This is a genomic window from Pseudomonas sp. LBUM1657 (genome assembly GCF_059716075.1).
This window is the reverse complement of sequence record NZ_CP166799.1, coordinates 5,563,294-5,580,006: the sequence shown is the minus strand read 5'-3', so window position 1 is coordinate 5,580,006 and position 16,713 is coordinate 5,563,294. Positions and strand designations below refer to the sequence as shown.

The window sequence follows — 16,713 nt, the reverse complement described above, 5'->3', positions numbered from 1 at the left end:
TGCTCGCGAAAGAGGCTCACCAGTCAACATTGATGCTGACTGTAAGACTGCTTTCGCGAGCAAGCCCGCTCCCACATGTTGAATGGCGTGAGGCCTTCAGACTTCGATCAGTGCACCCAGCTCCCGCTCCAGCTCTTGCGGATCGCCCAGGTTGAGCTCGATCAACCGCCGCAGGCGCTCGATGGATTCCAGGCTGATGTGTTTGCAGACGAATCCGAGCTGGCCATGATCATCGTGGGTCAGTTCCACGTCCATCTTGATGGCGACGTCCTCGTTGAGATGAATGTCGATCAGGAAATGCCGCTCCCGATTACCCAGCCACGGCTCGGGCTTTTCGATCAACACCCCTTTGAGCGACAGGTCGATCAGCTTCACCGGCCAGATGAATTCCCCCTGGCTCAACTCGGTTCGGGCATCGAACGCAATACGTTTGAAGCGGCGGCGGTCGGCAGGGTGGTCGCTCATGGCGCAATCCTCTGAAAGGTTCGCTGACTATAGACCCGCATCGTCCAAGGCTGCCAGCAATCTGAAGGCTCTAAACCAATGTCGGGGGTATGGCCTTTGGCGTCAGTAGCGCTAAACTCCGGATGGCTGTCTTTCTTGTCCACCCTGGCTGGAATATAAAAATGAAAAATAATAATAGCCTCCTACGCCACATACCCTGGCTGTTGCTGGCAATCGTAGGAGCGTGCGCCCTTGGTGTAGTGGCATTGCGCCGAGGGGAACCGATCAACGCCTTGTGGATTGTGGTCGCTGCCGTGGCCATCTACCTGGTCGCGTATCGCTATTACAGTCTGTTCATCGCTAACAATGTGATGCAGCTCGACCCCCGACGGGCCACCCCCGCCGTGCTCAACAACGATGGTCTGGACTACGTGCCGACCAACAAACACATCCTCTTCGGTCACCACTTTGCAGCCATCGCTGGCGCAGGTCCGCTGGTCGGTCCGGTGTTGGCGGCGCAGATGGGCTACTTGCCCGGAACGCTGTGGCTGATTGCCGGTGTAGTGCTGGCCGGTGCCGTTCAGGACTTCATGGTCCTGTTCATGTCCACCCGCCGCAACGGTCGTTCCCTGGGCGATATGGTCCGTGAAGAAATGGGCCGGATCCCCGGGACTATCGCGCTGTTTGGCTGCTTCCTGATCATGATCATCATCCTCGCGGTGCTGGCGCTGATCGTGGTCAAGGCCCTGGCCGAAAGCCCGTGGGGGATTTTCACGGTGATGGCGACCATCCCGATCGCGATGTTCATGGGCATTTACATGCGCTACATCCGCCCGGGCCGCATCGGTGAGATCTCGGTGATCGGTGTGGCGTTGCTGCTGGGTTCGATCTGGCTGGGCGGACAGATTGCCGCCGATCCGGTCTGGGCCAAAGCCTTTACCTTCACCGGGATCCAGATTACCTGGATGCTGATCGGCTACGGTTTTGTCGCCGCAGTACTGCCGGTGTGGCTGATTCTGGCCCCGCGTGATTACCTGTCGACCTTCTTGAAAATCGGCACCATCGTGGCGCTGGCGATCGGCATCCTGATCACCATGCCCGACCTGAAAATGCCGGCAGTGACCCAGTTCATCGATGGCACCGGCCCGGTGTGGAAGGGCGGCCTGTTCCCGTTCCTGTTCATCACCATTGCCTGTGGCGCGGTGTCGGGTTTCCACGCGCTGATCTCCTCCGGTACCACACCGAAACTGCTGGATAACGAAGTTAACGCCCGCTACATCGGTTACGGCGGCATGCTGATGGAATCCTTCGTGGCGATCATGGCCATGGTGGCCGCTTCGGTGATTGAGCCGGGTGTGTACTTCGCCATGAACAGTCCGGCGGCAGTCGTTGGCGGTGACGTGGTGGCTGTGGCGCAGGCCGTCAGCAGTTGGGGGTTTGCGATTACCCCGGAAGCCCTGCAAGCGGTGGCCAAGGACATCGGTGAAACCACCATCCTGGCCCGTGCCGGCGGTGCGCCGACCCTGGCGGTCGGTATCGCGCAGATCCTGCACAGTGTCCTGCCGGGTGAAAACACCATGGCGTTCTGGTACCACTTCGCGATTCTGTTCGAAGCACTGTTCATTCTGACCGCAGTCGATGCCGGTACCCGTGCCGGACGCTTCATGTTGCAGGACTTGCTCGGCTCCTTCGTGCCGGCGCTGAAACGCACCGAATCCTGGACCGCGAACCTGATCGCTACCGCTGGTTGCGTGGCAATGTGGGGTTACTTGCTGTATCAAGGCGTGATTGATCCATTGGGTGGCATCAACACCCTGTGGCCGCTGTTCGGTATCTCCAACCAGATGCTGGCCGGTATCGCGTTGATGTTGGCGACGGTCGTGCTGATCAAAATGAAGCGTCAACGCTACATTTGGGTCACCATGCTGCCCGCCGTGTGGCTGCTGATCTGCACCACCACCGCTGGCTTCATCAAACTGTTCGATGCCAACCCGGCGATCGGTTTCCTGTCGCTGGCCAAGAAGTACAGCGATGCGTTGGCCAATGGTCAGATCCTGGCCCCGGCCAAGAGCGTCGAGCAAATGCAGCACGTGATCTACAACGCCTACACCAACGCAACACTGACGGCGCTGTTCCTGTTCGTGGTGTTCAGCATCCTGTTCTACGCGCTCAAGGTCGGCATTGCCGCTTGGGGTACCAAAGAACGTACGGATAAAGAATCGCCGTTCCAGGCTCAGCCGGATGCGTAATAGAGGATTGCACCATGTTCAATGACCTGAGTCGCCTCGGTAAATACCTCGGTCAGGCCGCGCGCCTGATGGTCGGCATGCCCGACTACGACAACTACGTCGAGCATATGCAAACCAAACACCCGGACAAACCGGTGATGAGCTACGAAATGTTCTTCCGGGAACGTCAGGAAGCCCGTTACGGTGGCAAGGGTGGGCCGAAGTGCTGTTGATCCGCTGAGTCGGATCATGTGATGTGAGGGTGGAAGCAGGTCCATGTGGGAGCGGGCTTACTCGCGAATGCAATCTGTCATTCAACATTAATGCTGACTGACACACCGTCTTCGCGAGCAAGCCCGCTCCCACAGGTCAGCTTCCACCTTTTTATTTGTGCAATTGAAGGAGATCGAGTTTGTCCTCTCCCATACCGGTAACGATCCTCAGTGGCTTCCTCGGCGCGGGTAAAACCACGCTGTTGCGCCACCTGCTCAAAGCCGAGCACGGGCTGAAAATCGCCGTGATCGAAAACGAATTCAGCGACGCCGGCATCGACACCCAGCTGTTGGGCGACGAGCCAGTGCAAGTGATGACGCTGTCCAACGGCTGCGTCTGCTGCACCATCCACACCGACCTGACCAAAGCCCTGTACCTGTTGCTCGAACGCCTGGACAGCGGCGAAATCGCCTTCGACCGTTTGGTCATCGAATGCACCGGTCTGGCCGATCCGGCACCAGTGGCACAAACCTTCTTCATTGATGAAGAACTGCGCGAGCGCTACATCCTCGACGGCATCATCACCTTGGTGGACGCTGCGCATGCCGACCTGCACCTGACCCAAACCATCGCCCAGGCGCAGATCGGTTTCGCCGACCGCTTGCTGGTGAGCAAGCGCGACCTGGTGGACGAGCCGACCTTCACCGCGTTGAGCGAGCGCCTGACCCGTATCAATCGTCGCGCACCGATCCGTGTGGTCGATCACGGCAAGATCGATCTGGCCGAGCTGCTCGACGTGCGCGGCTTCAATCTCAATGCCGACCTCGGCGGTGGCATCAGTTTGCGGCCGGTCAGCAAAGCGCCGTCCATCGATCGCATTTCCAGCCTGGTGCTGCGCACCGACAAACCGCTGGATATCGACAAGCTCAGCGAGTTCATGAACGAGCTGCTGGAAGAGCATGGCAAGCAACTGCTGCGCTACAAAGGCGTACTGAATATCGTTGGCGAACCGCGACGCATGGTGTTTCAAGGCGTGCTCAAACTTTACGGTTTCGATTGGGATACCGAATGGGCTGACGATGAGAACCGCGAAAGCGTGATCGTGTTTATTGCCGATGATCTACCGGAAGAGAAGATTCGTGAGGGGTTTGCGCGGGTGGCAGCAGACTGAATCATCATCAGCGTCTATGACGACGTCATCGCGAGCTTGCTCGCGATGGCGACTCTAACCGGCAACACAATTTCGGCTGATCGGTGATCCAGAGTTCAGCAACGTCTGCTCAAGATGATCCAGATGTCGGTTCATAAATATCTCGGCCATCACAATATCTCCACGCTCCACCGCATCGACGATCCTCGCGTGCTCCTGCCACACGCAATAAGCTGCCTGCGCGTCATACTGCGCAATCGCCAACGAAGTCAGCGGCACCAGACTGCCGAGAAAATGTGCCAACGGCGCATTCCCCGCCATCTGTGCAAATTGCAGATGAAACTCCCCCGACAACCGAATTGCCGGCCCGCGCTGATCGCGCTCCAGGCACTGGCGTTCGCTGTCGATCAAGGCGCGCAGGCGTTTCAAGTCTTGCGGCCGAGGTTGCTGGCAGGCCAGTCGAATCAGCATGATCTCGGTCAGCCGTCGGGCATGAAGTGTCTGCCGAGTCTGCTCGGCATCCGGCGCGGCGACTCGGGGGCGATGATGGGTTCGCAGGATGATGACCTGCTGATTGGACAGCCTCGCCAATACGTCACGAATAATGCTGCGGCTGACCCCGAACATTTGCCCCAGGCTTTCCTCGGTAAAGCGACTGGCCGGGGCGATGCGCTGTTCGAGAATGGCGTCGAAAACCCGTGGGTAGGTTTCGTCCACCGAGGGTTTTGCGCAATGGGCGCGGGAGAAGGGCAGGGCAGTGAGTGTTTGCGGTGAGGCGAAGCTGTTCATGGCCTGTCTCCAGTTCGAAGAGGGTTCAACTGACGAGGTTGTCGTCCGGGATGTTCAATTCGATGCCCATTCGTTGGCCTTCGCGCAGAATGTGCCGACGCATCTCGGCGCTGGCCTGGGCGCTGTTCTTGCTGCGGATCGCCCGCACCACGGCTTCGTTTTCCTCGAGGCGTTCAGCTAGATGCTCCGGGGAATTGCGTAGCACCTCGGCGCTTTGCTTGAGGGCATTACTGGTCTGCTGCACGACGCTCTGGAAGATCGGGTTCGAGGTCAGGGTAAATAGCTCTTCGTGGAACGCGATGTAGGCGTTCACCCCGGCTTCACTGTCGTTGGCTTCCAGGGCTTCGCGCATGTCCATGAGTGTCAGGCGCAGCTGCCCCACTTCCTTGCTGCTGATGGACTGCGCCACGAGCCCGACGATGAACGGTTCGAGGGTGTAGCGCAGTTGCAGCACATCTTCCAGGCTCGCACTGGCTACCGCGCTGTCGTGGCTTTGGCTGTCGTTGTGATTGGCCTCCAGCACCACTACCCCTTTACCCGGCATGGAACGCACCAGGCCGAGGGTTTCCAGGACAATGACTGCTTCACGCAGGCTCGGGCGACTGATGCCCAGTTGTTCGGCCAGTTCACGTTGCCCCGGCAACATTTCGCCGGAACGCCATTGACCACGGGCCAGAGCGGCCCGAAGTTTTTCTACGACTGAAGTTACAACGGTCGACGAGGTGATCACTGTTCGCTCCATGAGCATCGAAAAGTAGTGAGAATGTGCCTGCCATCGGGCAGGCACAAACGTTGATTCAAAATTCCTGCTGATGCGCCGGGGTCACCGGTTTACGAGGCTGGAAGGTATAACCCAGTTCGCCGGAAAGCACTTTGTTCGCCCGTTGGATATCGATGTCTTTTTCCCATCGAGCGATGGCCACGGTGGCCACGCAGTTACCGATCAGGTTGGTCAGCGCCCGGCCAATGCCCATGAACCAGTCCACTGCCAGCACCAGCACAAGACCCACCACGGGAATCGCCGGAATGGCCGTCAGGGTTGCCGCGAGAATCACCAGCGCCGAACCGGGAATGCCGTGGGCACCTTTGGAGGTGATCAACGACACTAGCAGAATCGTCAGCAAGTCAGTCATGGCCAGCGGTGTGCCGGTGGCATTGGCGATGAACACAATGGCCAGGGTCAGGTAGATCGAAAAACCGTCGAGGTTGAACGAGTAGCCGGTTGGAATCACCAGGCCGACCGTCGAACTGCCAATGCCCAGATGCTCGAGCTTGCGCATGATTTGCGGCAACACGGCGTCGGACGAAGCGGTGCCCATGACGATCATCAGCTCTTCACGCAGGTACTTGAGCAGGGGCCACATGCGCAGGCCGGAAAGCCGCATCACCAGGCCGAGAATCAGTGCAACGAAGGCCACGCAGGTCAGATAAAACAAGCCGACCAGATTGCCCAGGTGTTGCAGCGAGTCCAGGCCATATTTGCTGGTAGTGAAGGCGATCGCCCCGAACACGCCGATCGGCGCCAGGCGCACGATCATGCCCATGATGCGGAAGATCACGTGGCTGAGCTCATTGATCAGTCGTGAAATACCCGACGCCGCATCTCCCACCAGATTCAACGCGCTGCCGAACAGCACCGAAAACAGCAGCATTTGCAGGATGTTGTTTTCGGCAAAGGCGCCGATCACCGAGGTCGGGATCAGGTCCATCAGGAACTGTGTGGTGGTGTGCATGTGTTGGCCGCGCTGGGCGATATCGCCCATGTCGGCAGCGGAAAGCTGATCCAGATGAATATTCGCGCCGCTGCCGATGCCAGTACTGAAAGCGAACACCAAGCCGATCACCAGGGCGATGGTGGTCAGGATTTCGAAGTAGATCACCGATTTCAGGCCGATGCGTCCGACCTTCTTCAGGTCGCCGGCACCGCTGATGCCACTGACCACCACGCAAAACACGATCAGACCGATAAGCATCTTGATCAGTTTGATGAAGCCGTCGCCGAGGGGTTTGAGTTGGGCGGAATATTCGGGAAGGGTCAGCCCGCAGACGATGCCGAGCACCAGTCCGAGAACCACTTGGAGGAAGATTGAACGCGAGCACCATCTGAGCATGGGAGGAATCCTGGTCGGTGTCCTGGCTGCCGACGCTTGCGCATCAGATTCAGGACTTAATTATTGTGGTCTTACCGGTATGTCCAGTGCAGGCGCAGTCTAGGCGCTGTTTTTGGGTGATCGCAAGCAAAAATTGCGTGATTGGCATGACCGGTCTTACCAGTTGAGCGCAATGCCCCGATCTTGAGCCTTTTCGTGTTTTGAAAAAAATAACGGGCGAAAAAAAACCGGTCATCACTGACCGGTTTTTTAGTGCTGCGATTTAGCGGTGCAGTTAAGCGCCGTACACCGGCAGCTTCTTGCAAATAGCCTTGACCTTCTCGCGAACGGCGTCGATCACCGCTTCGTTGTTCAAGTCCGCCAGGATGTCGCAGATCCAGCCGGCCAGCTCTTTGCACTCTGCTTCCTTGAAGCCGCGAGTGGTCACAGCCGGGGTGCCGAAGCGCAGGCCGGAGGTGACGAACGGGGAGCGTGGATCGTTTGGCACGGAGTTCTTGTTCACGGTGATGAAAGCCTTGCCCAGAGCGGCGTCAGCATCTTTACCTGAGATTTCCTGCTTGATCAGCGACAGCAGGAACAGGTGGTTTTCAGTACCGCCGGATACCACGTCGAAACCGCGCTCGATGAACACGCCGGCCATGGCCTTGGCGTTTTTCACCACTTGTTGCTGGTAGGTCTTGAACTCAGGCTGCAGCGCTTCCTTGAAGCAGATCGCCTTGGCAGCGATCACGTGCTCCAGCGGGCCACCCTGGGCGCCCGGGAATACGGCGGAGTTCAGCTTCTTCTCGATGTCGGCGTTGGCGCGAGCCAGGATCAGGCCGCCACGTGGACCGCGCAGGGTCTTGTGGGTGGTGGTGGTCACGACGTCAGCGAAAGGCACCGGGTTCGGGTAGACGCCAGCGGCGACCAGACCGGCCACGTGGGCCATGTCGACGAACAGGTAGGCGCCAACCTTGTCGGCGATTTCGCGGAAACGCGGGAAGTCCAGAATCTGCGAGTAGGCAGAGAAACCGGCCACGATCATTTTCGGCTTGTGCTCAACGGCCAGACGCTCGACTTCGTCGTAGTCGATCAGGCCATTGGCATCGATGCCGTACTGAACGGCGTTGTACAGCTTGCCGGAGGACGAAACGCTGGCACCGTGGGTCAGGTGACCACCGTGGGCCAGGCTCATGCCCAGGATGGTGTCGCCGGCCGACAGCAGAGCCAGGTAAACGGCGCTGTTGGCTTGCGAACCGGCGTGCGGCTGAACGTTGGCGTAATCGGCGCCAAACAGTTCCTTGGCACGGTCGATGGCCAGTTGCTCGACCACGTCGACGAACTCGCAACCACCGTAGTAGCGCTTGCCCGGGTAGCCTTCGGCGTACTTGTTGGTCAGTACCGAGCCTTGAGCTTCCATCACCGCAGGGCTGGTGTAGTTTTCCGAAGCGATCAGCTCAATGTGCTCTTCCTGGCGCTGAGCTTCTTGCTCCATGGCGGCAAAGAGATCGGCGTCGTACTTGGCAATAGTCAAATCACGGCTGAACATGGCGGTCCTCAAGGATCGGGGCAGAAAAGGGGGGCATTCTACCCCAATGGGTTTTGGATGGCATATGAAAGGACGTCATGTCGCAGACAAGTGGGCTTCATGACCAGACATGTGGCGCCTGGAAGGGCCTCTTCGCGAGCGAGCCCGCTCCCACATTTAAACGAGTTCCTCCAAGGGAATGCGGTCGAATGTGGGAGCGGGCTCGCTCGCGAAGGCGTTATCGGCCGCGCCGCAAAATTTCAATCGAACATGAACAACGCATCATTGCTGAACTGCGCTTCAAACCGGCTCGCCGGCATCGGACGCCCAAACAGATACCCCTGAACCTCATCGCAACCATGCTCACGCAGGAAGTCGAGCTGCTCATGGGTTTCCACGCCCTCGGCGATCACCGCCAGATTGAGGCTGTGGGCCATGGCGATGATCGCCCGGGCAATCTGCGCATCCTGTTCACCCGACGGCAGGCCGTCGACGAAGGTGCGGTCGATTTTCAGCACGTCGATCGGGAATTGCTTGAGGTAGTTGAGCGATGAATAACCGGTGCCGAAATCGTCGACCGCAATGCTCAGGCCCAGGTTTTTCAGCCCGGCAAGGATCTGCATCGCCTCGCTGACTTCACGCATCAGGATACTTTCGGTCAGCTCCAGCTCCAGGCACGCCGGCGGCAGGCCGGTTTCCTTGAGAATGGTGGCGATCCGCGTGCCGAGTTGACCATCGGAGAACTGCCGCGCCGAGATGTTCACCGACACTTTTGGCACGCGGACCTTGGCCTGATGCCAGGTCTTGAGCTGACGGCAAGCCTCGCTGATCACCCAATCACCGACATCCACTACCAGGCCGAGCTCTTCGAGCACCGGAATGAAATCCCCCGGCGGCACCAGGCCGCGTCGCGGATGACGCCAGCGCAGCAAGGCTTCGGCACCGGTCAATCGTTTGCCATCGCCACTGAATTGTGGCTGGTAATACAGAACGAATTCGTTTTGCTCCAAGGCGTGACGCAAGTCGCTTTCCAGCTCCAGGCGCTCCAGGGCGCTGGCGTTCATGTCCGCCTGATAGAACTGGAAGTTGTTCTTGCCGCGCTCTTTGGCGTGGTACATCGCGGTGTCGGCGTTTTTCATCAACTGGCTGAGTTCATTGCCGTCCTGCGGGCTCAGGGCGATCCCGATACTGGCCGTGACGAAGAACTCGCGGCCTTCGAGCACGAACGGTTTCACCAGGCTCGCGAGAATCTGCTCAGCCACATGAATCGCCCGGTTCAACGCAATTTCACGGTTGATGCGCGGTTGCAGCAGCAACGTGAACTCATCGCCGCCCATGCGCGCCACGGTGTCGTCATCGTCGACACAGCCGAGCAGGCGCGTGGCCATTTCCTTGAGCATGCGATCGCCGGCGGCGTGGCCCAGGGAATCGTTGATCGGCTTGAAGCGGTCGAGGTCGAGGAACATCAACACCACCCAGGACTTCTGCCGTTCTGCCGATTGCAACGCGGTGTGCAGGCGATCCTGGAACAGCGTGCGGTTGGGCAGGTGAGTCAGGGCGTCGTAGTAGGCGAGGCGGTGAATCCGCTGTTCACTGGCCTTGCGCTCGCTGATGTCGCTGAAGAAGCACACGTAGCTGGCCAGATCGCCTTCGTCATCCAGCACCGCCGTAATCCCGACCCAGGCCGGATAGTGTTCGCCATTACGTCGCTTCAGCCAGACTTCGCCTTCCCAGGTGCTGTGCTGGTGCAATTGCTTGAGCACATAGCGCAGATGGGCTTCCTGCTGATCGTCGACGGTCAGCATGTTCGGCAACTGGTCGAGGACCTGCTCCACCGCATAACCGCTGACGCGACTGAAGGCCTCGTTGGCCTGGACGATGTAGCCGGCCGGGTCGGTGATCAGGATCGCCGAGGTCGAGTGTTCAAAGACGGTCGCCGCCATGCGCAGGTCTTTTTCGGCCCGGCGTTGCTGGCTGATGTCGCGACCGACGCCCAGCACGCCTTCGAATGCACCGTGTTCGTCCCACACCAGCACCAGCCGCAGCTCGATCGGAATCTTGCGTCCGTCGGCGCGCAGGCAGTCGAACAAAAACAGTTGGGTCTGCACCTGGCTGCGCAAAAGCGCCAGTTGCTCGGGTTTATCCAGGGCTTTGCTGACCCGGTCCATCAAGCTGTAAATGCCGGTCAGCTGTTGCGGGTTGGCGATGGTCGATTGCCAGCCATTCTGGAAAATCCAGTCGACGTCGTAACCCAACACGGCGTGCACCGACGGGCTGACGTAATTGAGCGCCATCTTGCTGTCGGTGGAGAAAATCACGTCGCTGATGCTTTCGGCGAGCATCCGGTAGCGCTGCTCGCTGTCGCGCAGGGATTCACTGGCTTCGATCTGGTCGGTGATGTCCTTGGCCACGCCGATGATTCGGGTGACCTGATCGTGCTTGTCCCGCGCCAGTGCCTGTTCGCGAATCTCGAAACGCCGCCATTTGCCATCCCGATGGCGGAAGCGCAACTGGCATTGCAGCAATTGACGGTAACCGGCCTGCCGCTGGGTCTGGCGCGAGCGGTGGTAGTAGTCGGCATCTTCGGGGTGCAGGAGGATTTCCCAGAAGTACTCGCCCATCTGGTGCAACTCGGTGCGGTTATAACCGAGCGTCTGGCCCAGGTGGTGGTTGCTGAAAATCATTCGCTGGCTGATCACGTCTTGCACGTAGAGGTGATCCGGCACGGTGCGCACAACGTCGGACCAGAACCCTTCACGCTCCAGCAGCGACAATTCGGTGAGCTTGCGGCTGGTGATGTCGCTGATGCTCAGGATCACCGCTTTATAGTCGTCCTGGTCTTCCGGCAGGCGCAACACCAGCCACAAGTGCTGGTCGCGGCCAGTGGCGTCCTGGAGTTTGATTTCCAGCTCAAGCTGTTTTTGCTGATTGAGCACCGCTTCGAGCATTTGATTGCCGATGGCGGTGCCGTCCAGCGGATTGCTATCGATCAGCAGTTTCCAGGCCTGATCGCAGGAATTGACGTTGAGCAGTTGCAGCGCAACCTGGTTGACCTCGGTGATGCGCAGTTCCTGCAGCAAGGGCTGGCGCTGTTCCGGGGTTTTCAGCCAGGCCTGCAGCTCTTCGTTGCTGTGCAAGCGGGCCTTGTCGAAGCAACTTTTGAGGCCCGAGACATCGAGTACACACAGCGCGACGCCGGTGCCGTCGAAAATATCCTGATAGCGTCGGCGGCCTTCGTGCAGCTGGCGTTGACGGCGGCGCATGTTCAGCAGAACGATGAACGGCAACAGGGAAAAGGCCAGTCCCAGCAGGCATTTGCCGATGAACGCCGGCAACAGTTGTTCGAGCACTTGTTGTCGGTCGAACAGCCCGCGCATTTGCCAGTCGCTGCTGCTCAGGGGAACGGTCAACACGCTGTTGGCCTGCTCATCCGGGGTCAGCATGCCCGGATTGACCGAGGGGCGAGCTTCATCGCGGCTGATGATCTGGTGATTGATGCGGTTTTCCACCAGCCACAGCGGTCGCAGACCGGCTTCGTTCTGTTTGGTCAGAGACGAGAAAAAAGTCGGCGTCAGACGCAGGGCCCAGTAGCCACGGGTGCTGCCACTGGCCTGATGCAGCAACAGATGCACCACCGAGCCGTCATCGGCATTGCTGAAATAATGCGCCTGGGCACGGCTGCGCCGGACCAGTTCGCTCAGGTAATTAGCGTCGTCGCTGTCGGTGGCACTGTCGCTGATGATTTTCCCGGATGGGCTCAGTAACGCGAGGCTGCGCAGCTCGGGCAAGGACTGTTGCAGCTTGCGCAGCAGCGCCTGCTGTTCGTCGGCGCTTTGCGGTTGTTCGACGATCGGTAGCAGGTTAAGGGCGATCTGGGCGTTCAACGCCATGTTCAGGCTGACTTGCGAGGCCAGATCGGCGGTGTAGTCGATGGTGTACTGCCGCTGGTTTTTCTGGGTTTCGCGAAGCTGATCCAGCAACTGCCAGAACAGCAGTGCGAGCAGCAACAGGACGAGCATTGCCAGCGCGCCCTTCAGGGTACCGCGCAGCGGGGAGCCGGGCGCAACAGTCTGTGCACTGGTGGTCAGGGGCGGAGTGACATTAGACAAACTGTAATCCTGCGGTTTGGCTGGACTGGCGCGACGTGCACTATAAGCCGGACGCCCGAAGGGCGGCTAGCATGCCTTGAGTTGTGGCAAAGTGCCAGCCCCTCCCGGCTGGACTGCCTCTCGTCATTCAGGTAGCTTTGCCGGTTACGCGGGAGCGTTCCAGCTCCTAGGCTTTTTCAGCGCGCACGCATTGATACCCTCAAGCGGACGACGCGCACAGCCTGACCGGGCATCGCCTGCGCTCCAATCATTCATCGTTCACTGACCCTAGGTTCTCCATGGCTCAATACGTATTCACCATGCATCGGCTGGGCAAAGTTGTTCCGCCGAAGCGGGAAATCCTGAAAAACATTTCTCTGTCGTTCTTCCCCGGCGCCAAGATCGGCGTACTCGGCCTCAACGGTTCGGGTAAGTCCACGCTGCTGAAAATCATGGCGGGCGTCGACACCGAGTTCGACGGCGAAGCCCGTCCGATGCCGGACCTGAACATCGGCTACCTGCCGCAAGAACCGATCCTGGACCCGACCAAGACCGTGCGTGAAGTGGTCGAGGAAGCGGTCAGCGTGATCAAGAACGCCCAGGCCCGCCTGGACGAGGTCTACGCGGCTTACGCCGAGGAGGACGCCGACTTCGACAAACTGGCTGCCGAACAGGCCAAGCTCGAAGCCATCCTGCAGGCCAGCGACGGTCACAACCTGGATCGCCAACTGGAAGTCGCCGCCGATGCGCTGCGTCTGCCGGCCTGGGATGCCAAGGTCGAATTCCTGTCCGGTGGTGAAAAGCGTCGTGTGGCCCTGTGCCGTCTGCTGCTGTCCGCTCCGGACATGCTGCTGCTCGACGAACCGACCAACCACCTGGACGCCGATTCCGTCGCCTGGCTGGAGCACTTCCTGCACGATTTCCCGGGCACCGTGGTAGCGATCACGCACGACCGTTACTTCCTGGACAACGTCGCTGGCTGGATTCTGGAACTCGACCGCGGCGCCGGTATCCCTTACGAGGGCAACTATTCGGGTTGGCTTGAAGCCAAGTCCGATCGTCTGGCTGCCGAATCCAAGCAGCAGTCGGCCCACGAAAAAGCCATGAAGGAAGAACTGGAGTGGGTGCGCAAAGGCGCCAAAGCTCGTCAGTCCAAATCCAAGGCTCGTCTGCAACGCTTCGAAGAAATGCAGTCGCAGGAATTCCAGAAGCGCAGCGAAACTAACGAGATCTACATCCCGGCCGGTCCGCGCCTGGGCGACAAGGTCATCGAGTTCAAGAACGTCAGCAAGGGCTATGGCGATCGCGTGCTGATCGACAACCTGTCGTTCTCCATGCCGAAAGGCGCCATCGTTGGCGTGATCGGCGGTAACGGTGCCGGTAAGTCGACCCTGTTCCGCATGCTGATGGGCAAGGAAACACCGGATTCGGGCAGCATCGAAGTCGGCGAAACCGTGCAACTGGCGTGTGTCGACCAGAGTCGCGAAGACCTGGACGGCAGCAAGACGGTGTTCCAGCAAATCTCCGACGGCTCCGATCAGATCCGCATCGGCAACTACGAGATCCCGTCGCGCACCTACGTCGGTCGCTTCAACTTCAAGGGCGGCGATCAGCAGAAGTTCGTCAAGGACTTGTCCGGTGGTGAGCGCGGTCGCTTGCACCTGGCCCTGACCTTGAAAGAGGGCGGCAACGTCCTGCTGCTCGACGAACCGTCCAACGACCTCGACGTCGAGACCCTGCGTTCCCTGGAAGAAGCCTTGCTGGACTTCCCGGGCGCCGCCATTGTGATCTCTCACGATCGGTGGTTCCTTGACCGCGTCGCGACGCACATCCTGGCGTACGAAGACGACTCGCAAGCGGTGTTCTTCGAAGGCAACTACACCGAGTACGAAGCTGATCGCCGCAAACGCCTCGGCGAAGCGGCTACCCAGCCTCACCGTGTGCGGCACAAGAAACTGGCCTGATTTCAGGTTGGTTGCATGAAAAACGGAGCCTTTGGGGCTCCGTTTTTTTTTTGGTTTTTCAGTGACACCGCGGTGCGTCATTCGCGAGCAAGCCCGCTCCCACAGTTGATCCCTATTGTCAGCGACGACGCGGTTAAATGTGGGAGCGGGCTTGCTCGCGAAGGCAATCTCCATGACGGTGCAGTGCTCGTATTGTGAATCCCTGTTCGGGTGCAAAAAAAAGGCAAAATCGACGTTAATTTATATCCAGCGCACCATTTAATTTCATAAGTGCGACATTTTGCGCTGTCATGGTGCGCGATCTGTTTGTTAAAGTCCGGCTCAATTTCTTCCAACGACAATAAATTTGCCGAGACTTTTCCATGATCGAATCCGTTGAATCCTTCCTTGCCCGTCTGAAAAAGCGTGACCCGGACCAACCCGAATTCCACCAGGCCGTGGAAGAAGTCCTGCGCAGCTTGTGGCCATTTCTTGAAGCTAATCCGCACTATCTGACCTCCGGCATTCTGGAGCGCATTTGCGAACCGGAGCGGGCGATCGTTTTTCGGGTTTCCTGGGTCGACGATCACGGCAAAGTGCAGGTCAACCGCGGTTTTCGCATCCAAATGAACAGCGCCATCGGCCCATACAAGGGCGGATTGCGTTTCCATCCCTCGGTGAACCTTGGTGTGTTGAAGTTCCTCGCCTTCGAACAGACCTTCAAAAATTCGCTGACCTCGTTACCCATGGGCGGCGGCAAGGGTGGGTCGGACTTCGATCCGAAAGGCAAAAGCGACGCGGAAGTCATGCGTTTCTGCCAGGCCTTCATGAGCGAGTTGTACCGTCACATCGGTGCGGACGTTGACGTACCGGCGGGTGATATTGGCGTCGGTGCCCGCGAGATCGGTTTCCTGTTCGGCCAGTACAAGCGCCTGAGCAATCAGTTCACCAGCGTGCTGACCGGCAAGGGCCCGAGCTATGGCGGTAGCCTGATTCGCCCGGAAGCCACCGGTTTCGGTTGTGTGTACTTCGCCGAGGAAATGCTCAAGCGCAGCGGTGAAACGGTTGAAGGCAAGCGCGTGGCCATCTCGGGTTCCGGTAACGTCGCGCAATACGCGGCGCGCAAGGTCATGGACCTGGGCGGCAAAGTGATTTCGCTGTCCGACTCCGAAGGCACGCTGTACTGCGAAAGCGGTATGACCGAAGAGCAATGGCTGGCGGTTCTGGAACTGAAAAACGTCCAACGCGGACGCATCAGTGAACTGGCCGCCCGTTTTGCGCTGGAGTTCAAGGCCGGCCAGCATCCATGGACGCTAAGTTGCGACATCGCACTGCCGTGCGCGACCCAGAACGAACTGGATGCCGAGGCGGCTCGCACGTTACTGCGCAACGGCTGCATCTGCGTGGCGGAAGGCGCGAACATGCCGACCACCCTGGAGGCGGTGGACCTGTTTATCGAGGCGGGCATTTTGTTCGCGCCGGGTAAGGCGTCCAACGCGGGTGGTGTCGCGGTGAGCGGGCTGGAGATGTCGCAGAACGCCATGCGCCTGCTGTGGACCGGCGGTGAAGTGGACAGCAAGCTCCACACGATCATGCAATCGATCCACCACGCTTGCGTGCATTACGGCGAAGAGAATGGCCGGGTCAACTACGTCAAAGGTGCGAACATCGCCGGATTCGTCAAAGTCGCCGACGCCATGCTCGCCCAAGGCGTGGTTTAAGCCGGTTCGATGCGGATGATTTCGATCGACTGATCACCGGCCGGACGTTGCCACAGCACTTCGTCACCCAGTTGTGCACCGAGCAACGCCCGGCCCAGTGGTGAACCCCAGTTGATCAGGCCCGCCGCCGCGTCCGCCTGGTCCTCACCGACCAGTTGCACCGTTTGCTCGGTGTCATGTTCGTCGGCGAACGTGACACGGCTGCCGATCTGCACTTTTTGCGTGGAGCTGGCAGCGGTTACGACCTGAGCGCTTTGCAGGCGTTGGTTGAAATAGCGCAAATCACGTTCAAGGTCCGCCAGGCGCTGCTTGTCTGGCTCACCTTTGGCCGATTGCTCGCTGTGCAGGCGTTGCAGTTCGGCGACCTTCGCCTGCAACTGGGCAAGGCCTGCCGGCGTAACGTAATTGGGCTGCGCGCTGACCTGTCGTTCGACGGGCTGATCGGCTTGCGCGGCGGCGTTATCTTCATTGACGAAGGCACGACTCATGGTTTTCTCCCGTTGTAGGGTTTGGGCCATG

12 protein-coding genes are annotated in these 16,713 nt (G+C 59.2%); 5 read left to right on the top strand and 7 right to left on the bottom strand.

The window, feature by feature from the left end; all coding sequences use genetic code 11:
• Positions 1-96: 96 nt before the first annotated feature.
• Positions 97-465: a PilZ domain-containing protein gene (locus tag ACA055_RS25795; protein WP_497681163.1), complete on the bottom strand. Its 369-nt coding sequence runs from the start codon at positions 463-465 to the stop codon at positions 97-99.
• Positions 466-626: 161 nt separating this feature from the next.
• Between ACA055_RS25795 and ACA055_RS25790 the strand changes: the two genes are divergently transcribed.
• The 3 genes from ACA055_RS25790 to yjiA all read left to right on the top strand — a co-directional run bounded on the left by ACA055_RS25790 (position 627) and on the right by yjiA (position 4,056).
• Complete coding sequence (locus ACA055_RS25790) at positions 627-2,693, top strand: carbon starvation CstA family protein (RefSeq protein ID WP_497681162.1); 2,067 nt, start codon at positions 627-629, stop codon at positions 2,691-2,693.
• A 14-nt stretch (positions 2,694-2,707) separates the two neighbouring features.
• Positions 2,708-2,905 carry a YbdD/YjiX family protein gene (locus ACA055_RS25785; protein WP_007895266.1) on the top strand — a complete coding sequence of 66 codons (198 nt, stop codon included), beginning with the start codon at positions 2,708-2,710 and terminating at the stop codon, positions 2,903-2,905.
• Positions 2,906-3,084: 179 nt separating this feature from the next.
• A complete protein-coding gene (yjiA, locus tag ACA055_RS25780; RefSeq protein ID WP_497681161.1) occupies positions 3,085-4,056 on the top strand; it encodes a GTPase in 972 nt (323 codons plus the stop codon).
• 54 nt (positions 4,057-4,110) lie between these two features.
• Here yjiA and ACA055_RS25775 read toward each other — a convergent pair whose 3' ends face one another.
• The 5 genes from ACA055_RS25775 to ACA055_RS25755 form a co-directional block, all read right to left on the bottom strand.
• Complete coding sequence (locus ACA055_RS25775) at positions 4,111-4,824, bottom strand: GntR family transcriptional regulator (RefSeq protein ID WP_497681160.1); 714 nt, start codon at positions 4,822-4,824, stop codon at positions 4,111-4,113.
• 25 nt (positions 4,825-4,849) lie between these two features.
• Positions 4,850-5,554: a FadR/GntR family transcriptional regulator gene (locus ACA055_RS25770; protein WP_497681159.1), complete on the bottom strand. Its 705-nt coding sequence runs from the start codon at positions 5,552-5,554 to the stop codon at positions 4,850-4,852.
• Between the two features lie 67 nt (positions 5,555-5,621).
• Positions 5,622-6,935, bottom strand: a complete 1,314-nt coding sequence (locus ACA055_RS25765; protein ID WP_497681158.1) for a C4-dicarboxylate transporter DctA — start codon at positions 6,933-6,935, stop codon at positions 5,622-5,624.
• A 274-nt stretch (positions 6,936-7,209) separates the two neighbouring features.
• Positions 7,210-8,463 (bottom strand): serine hydroxymethyltransferase, encoded by a 1,254-nt coding sequence (glyA, locus tag ACA055_RS25760; protein ID WP_162437764.1) that lies wholly within the window; start codon positions 8,461-8,463, stop codon positions 7,210-7,212.
• A 239-nt stretch (positions 8,464-8,702) separates the two neighbouring features.
• Complete coding sequence (locus tag ACA055_RS25755) at positions 8,703-12,551, bottom strand: sensor domain-containing protein (protein WP_497681157.1); 3,849 nt, start codon at positions 12,549-12,551, stop codon at positions 8,703-8,705.
• Positions 12,552-12,829: 278 nt separating this feature from the next.
• On the opposite strand from ACA055_RS25755, the gene ettA reads away from it, so the two are divergent.
• Positions 12,830-14,494 carry an energy-dependent translational throttle protein EttA gene (gene ettA, locus ACA055_RS25750; protein ID WP_497681156.1) on the top strand — a complete coding sequence of 555 codons (1,665 nt, stop codon included), beginning with the start codon at positions 12,830-12,832 and terminating at the stop codon, positions 14,492-14,494.
• Between the two features lie 362 nt (positions 14,495-14,856).
• Positions 14,857-16,194 carry an NADP-specific glutamate dehydrogenase gene (gene gdhA, locus ACA055_RS25745; RefSeq protein ID WP_497681155.1) on the top strand — a complete coding sequence of 446 codons (1,338 nt, stop codon included), beginning with the start codon at positions 14,857-14,859 and terminating at the stop codon, positions 16,192-16,194.
• On the opposite strand, the gene ACA055_RS25740 is transcribed toward gdhA, so the two are convergent.
• On the bottom strand, positions 16,191-16,682 hold the full coding sequence (locus ACA055_RS25740; RefSeq protein ID WP_497681154.1) for a GreA/GreB family elongation factor: 492 nt from the start codon (positions 16,680-16,682) through the stop codon (positions 16,191-16,193). The two genes, gdhA and ACA055_RS25740, sit on opposite strands and share 4 nt — an antisense overlap.
• Positions 16,683-16,713 lie beyond the last annotated feature (31 nt).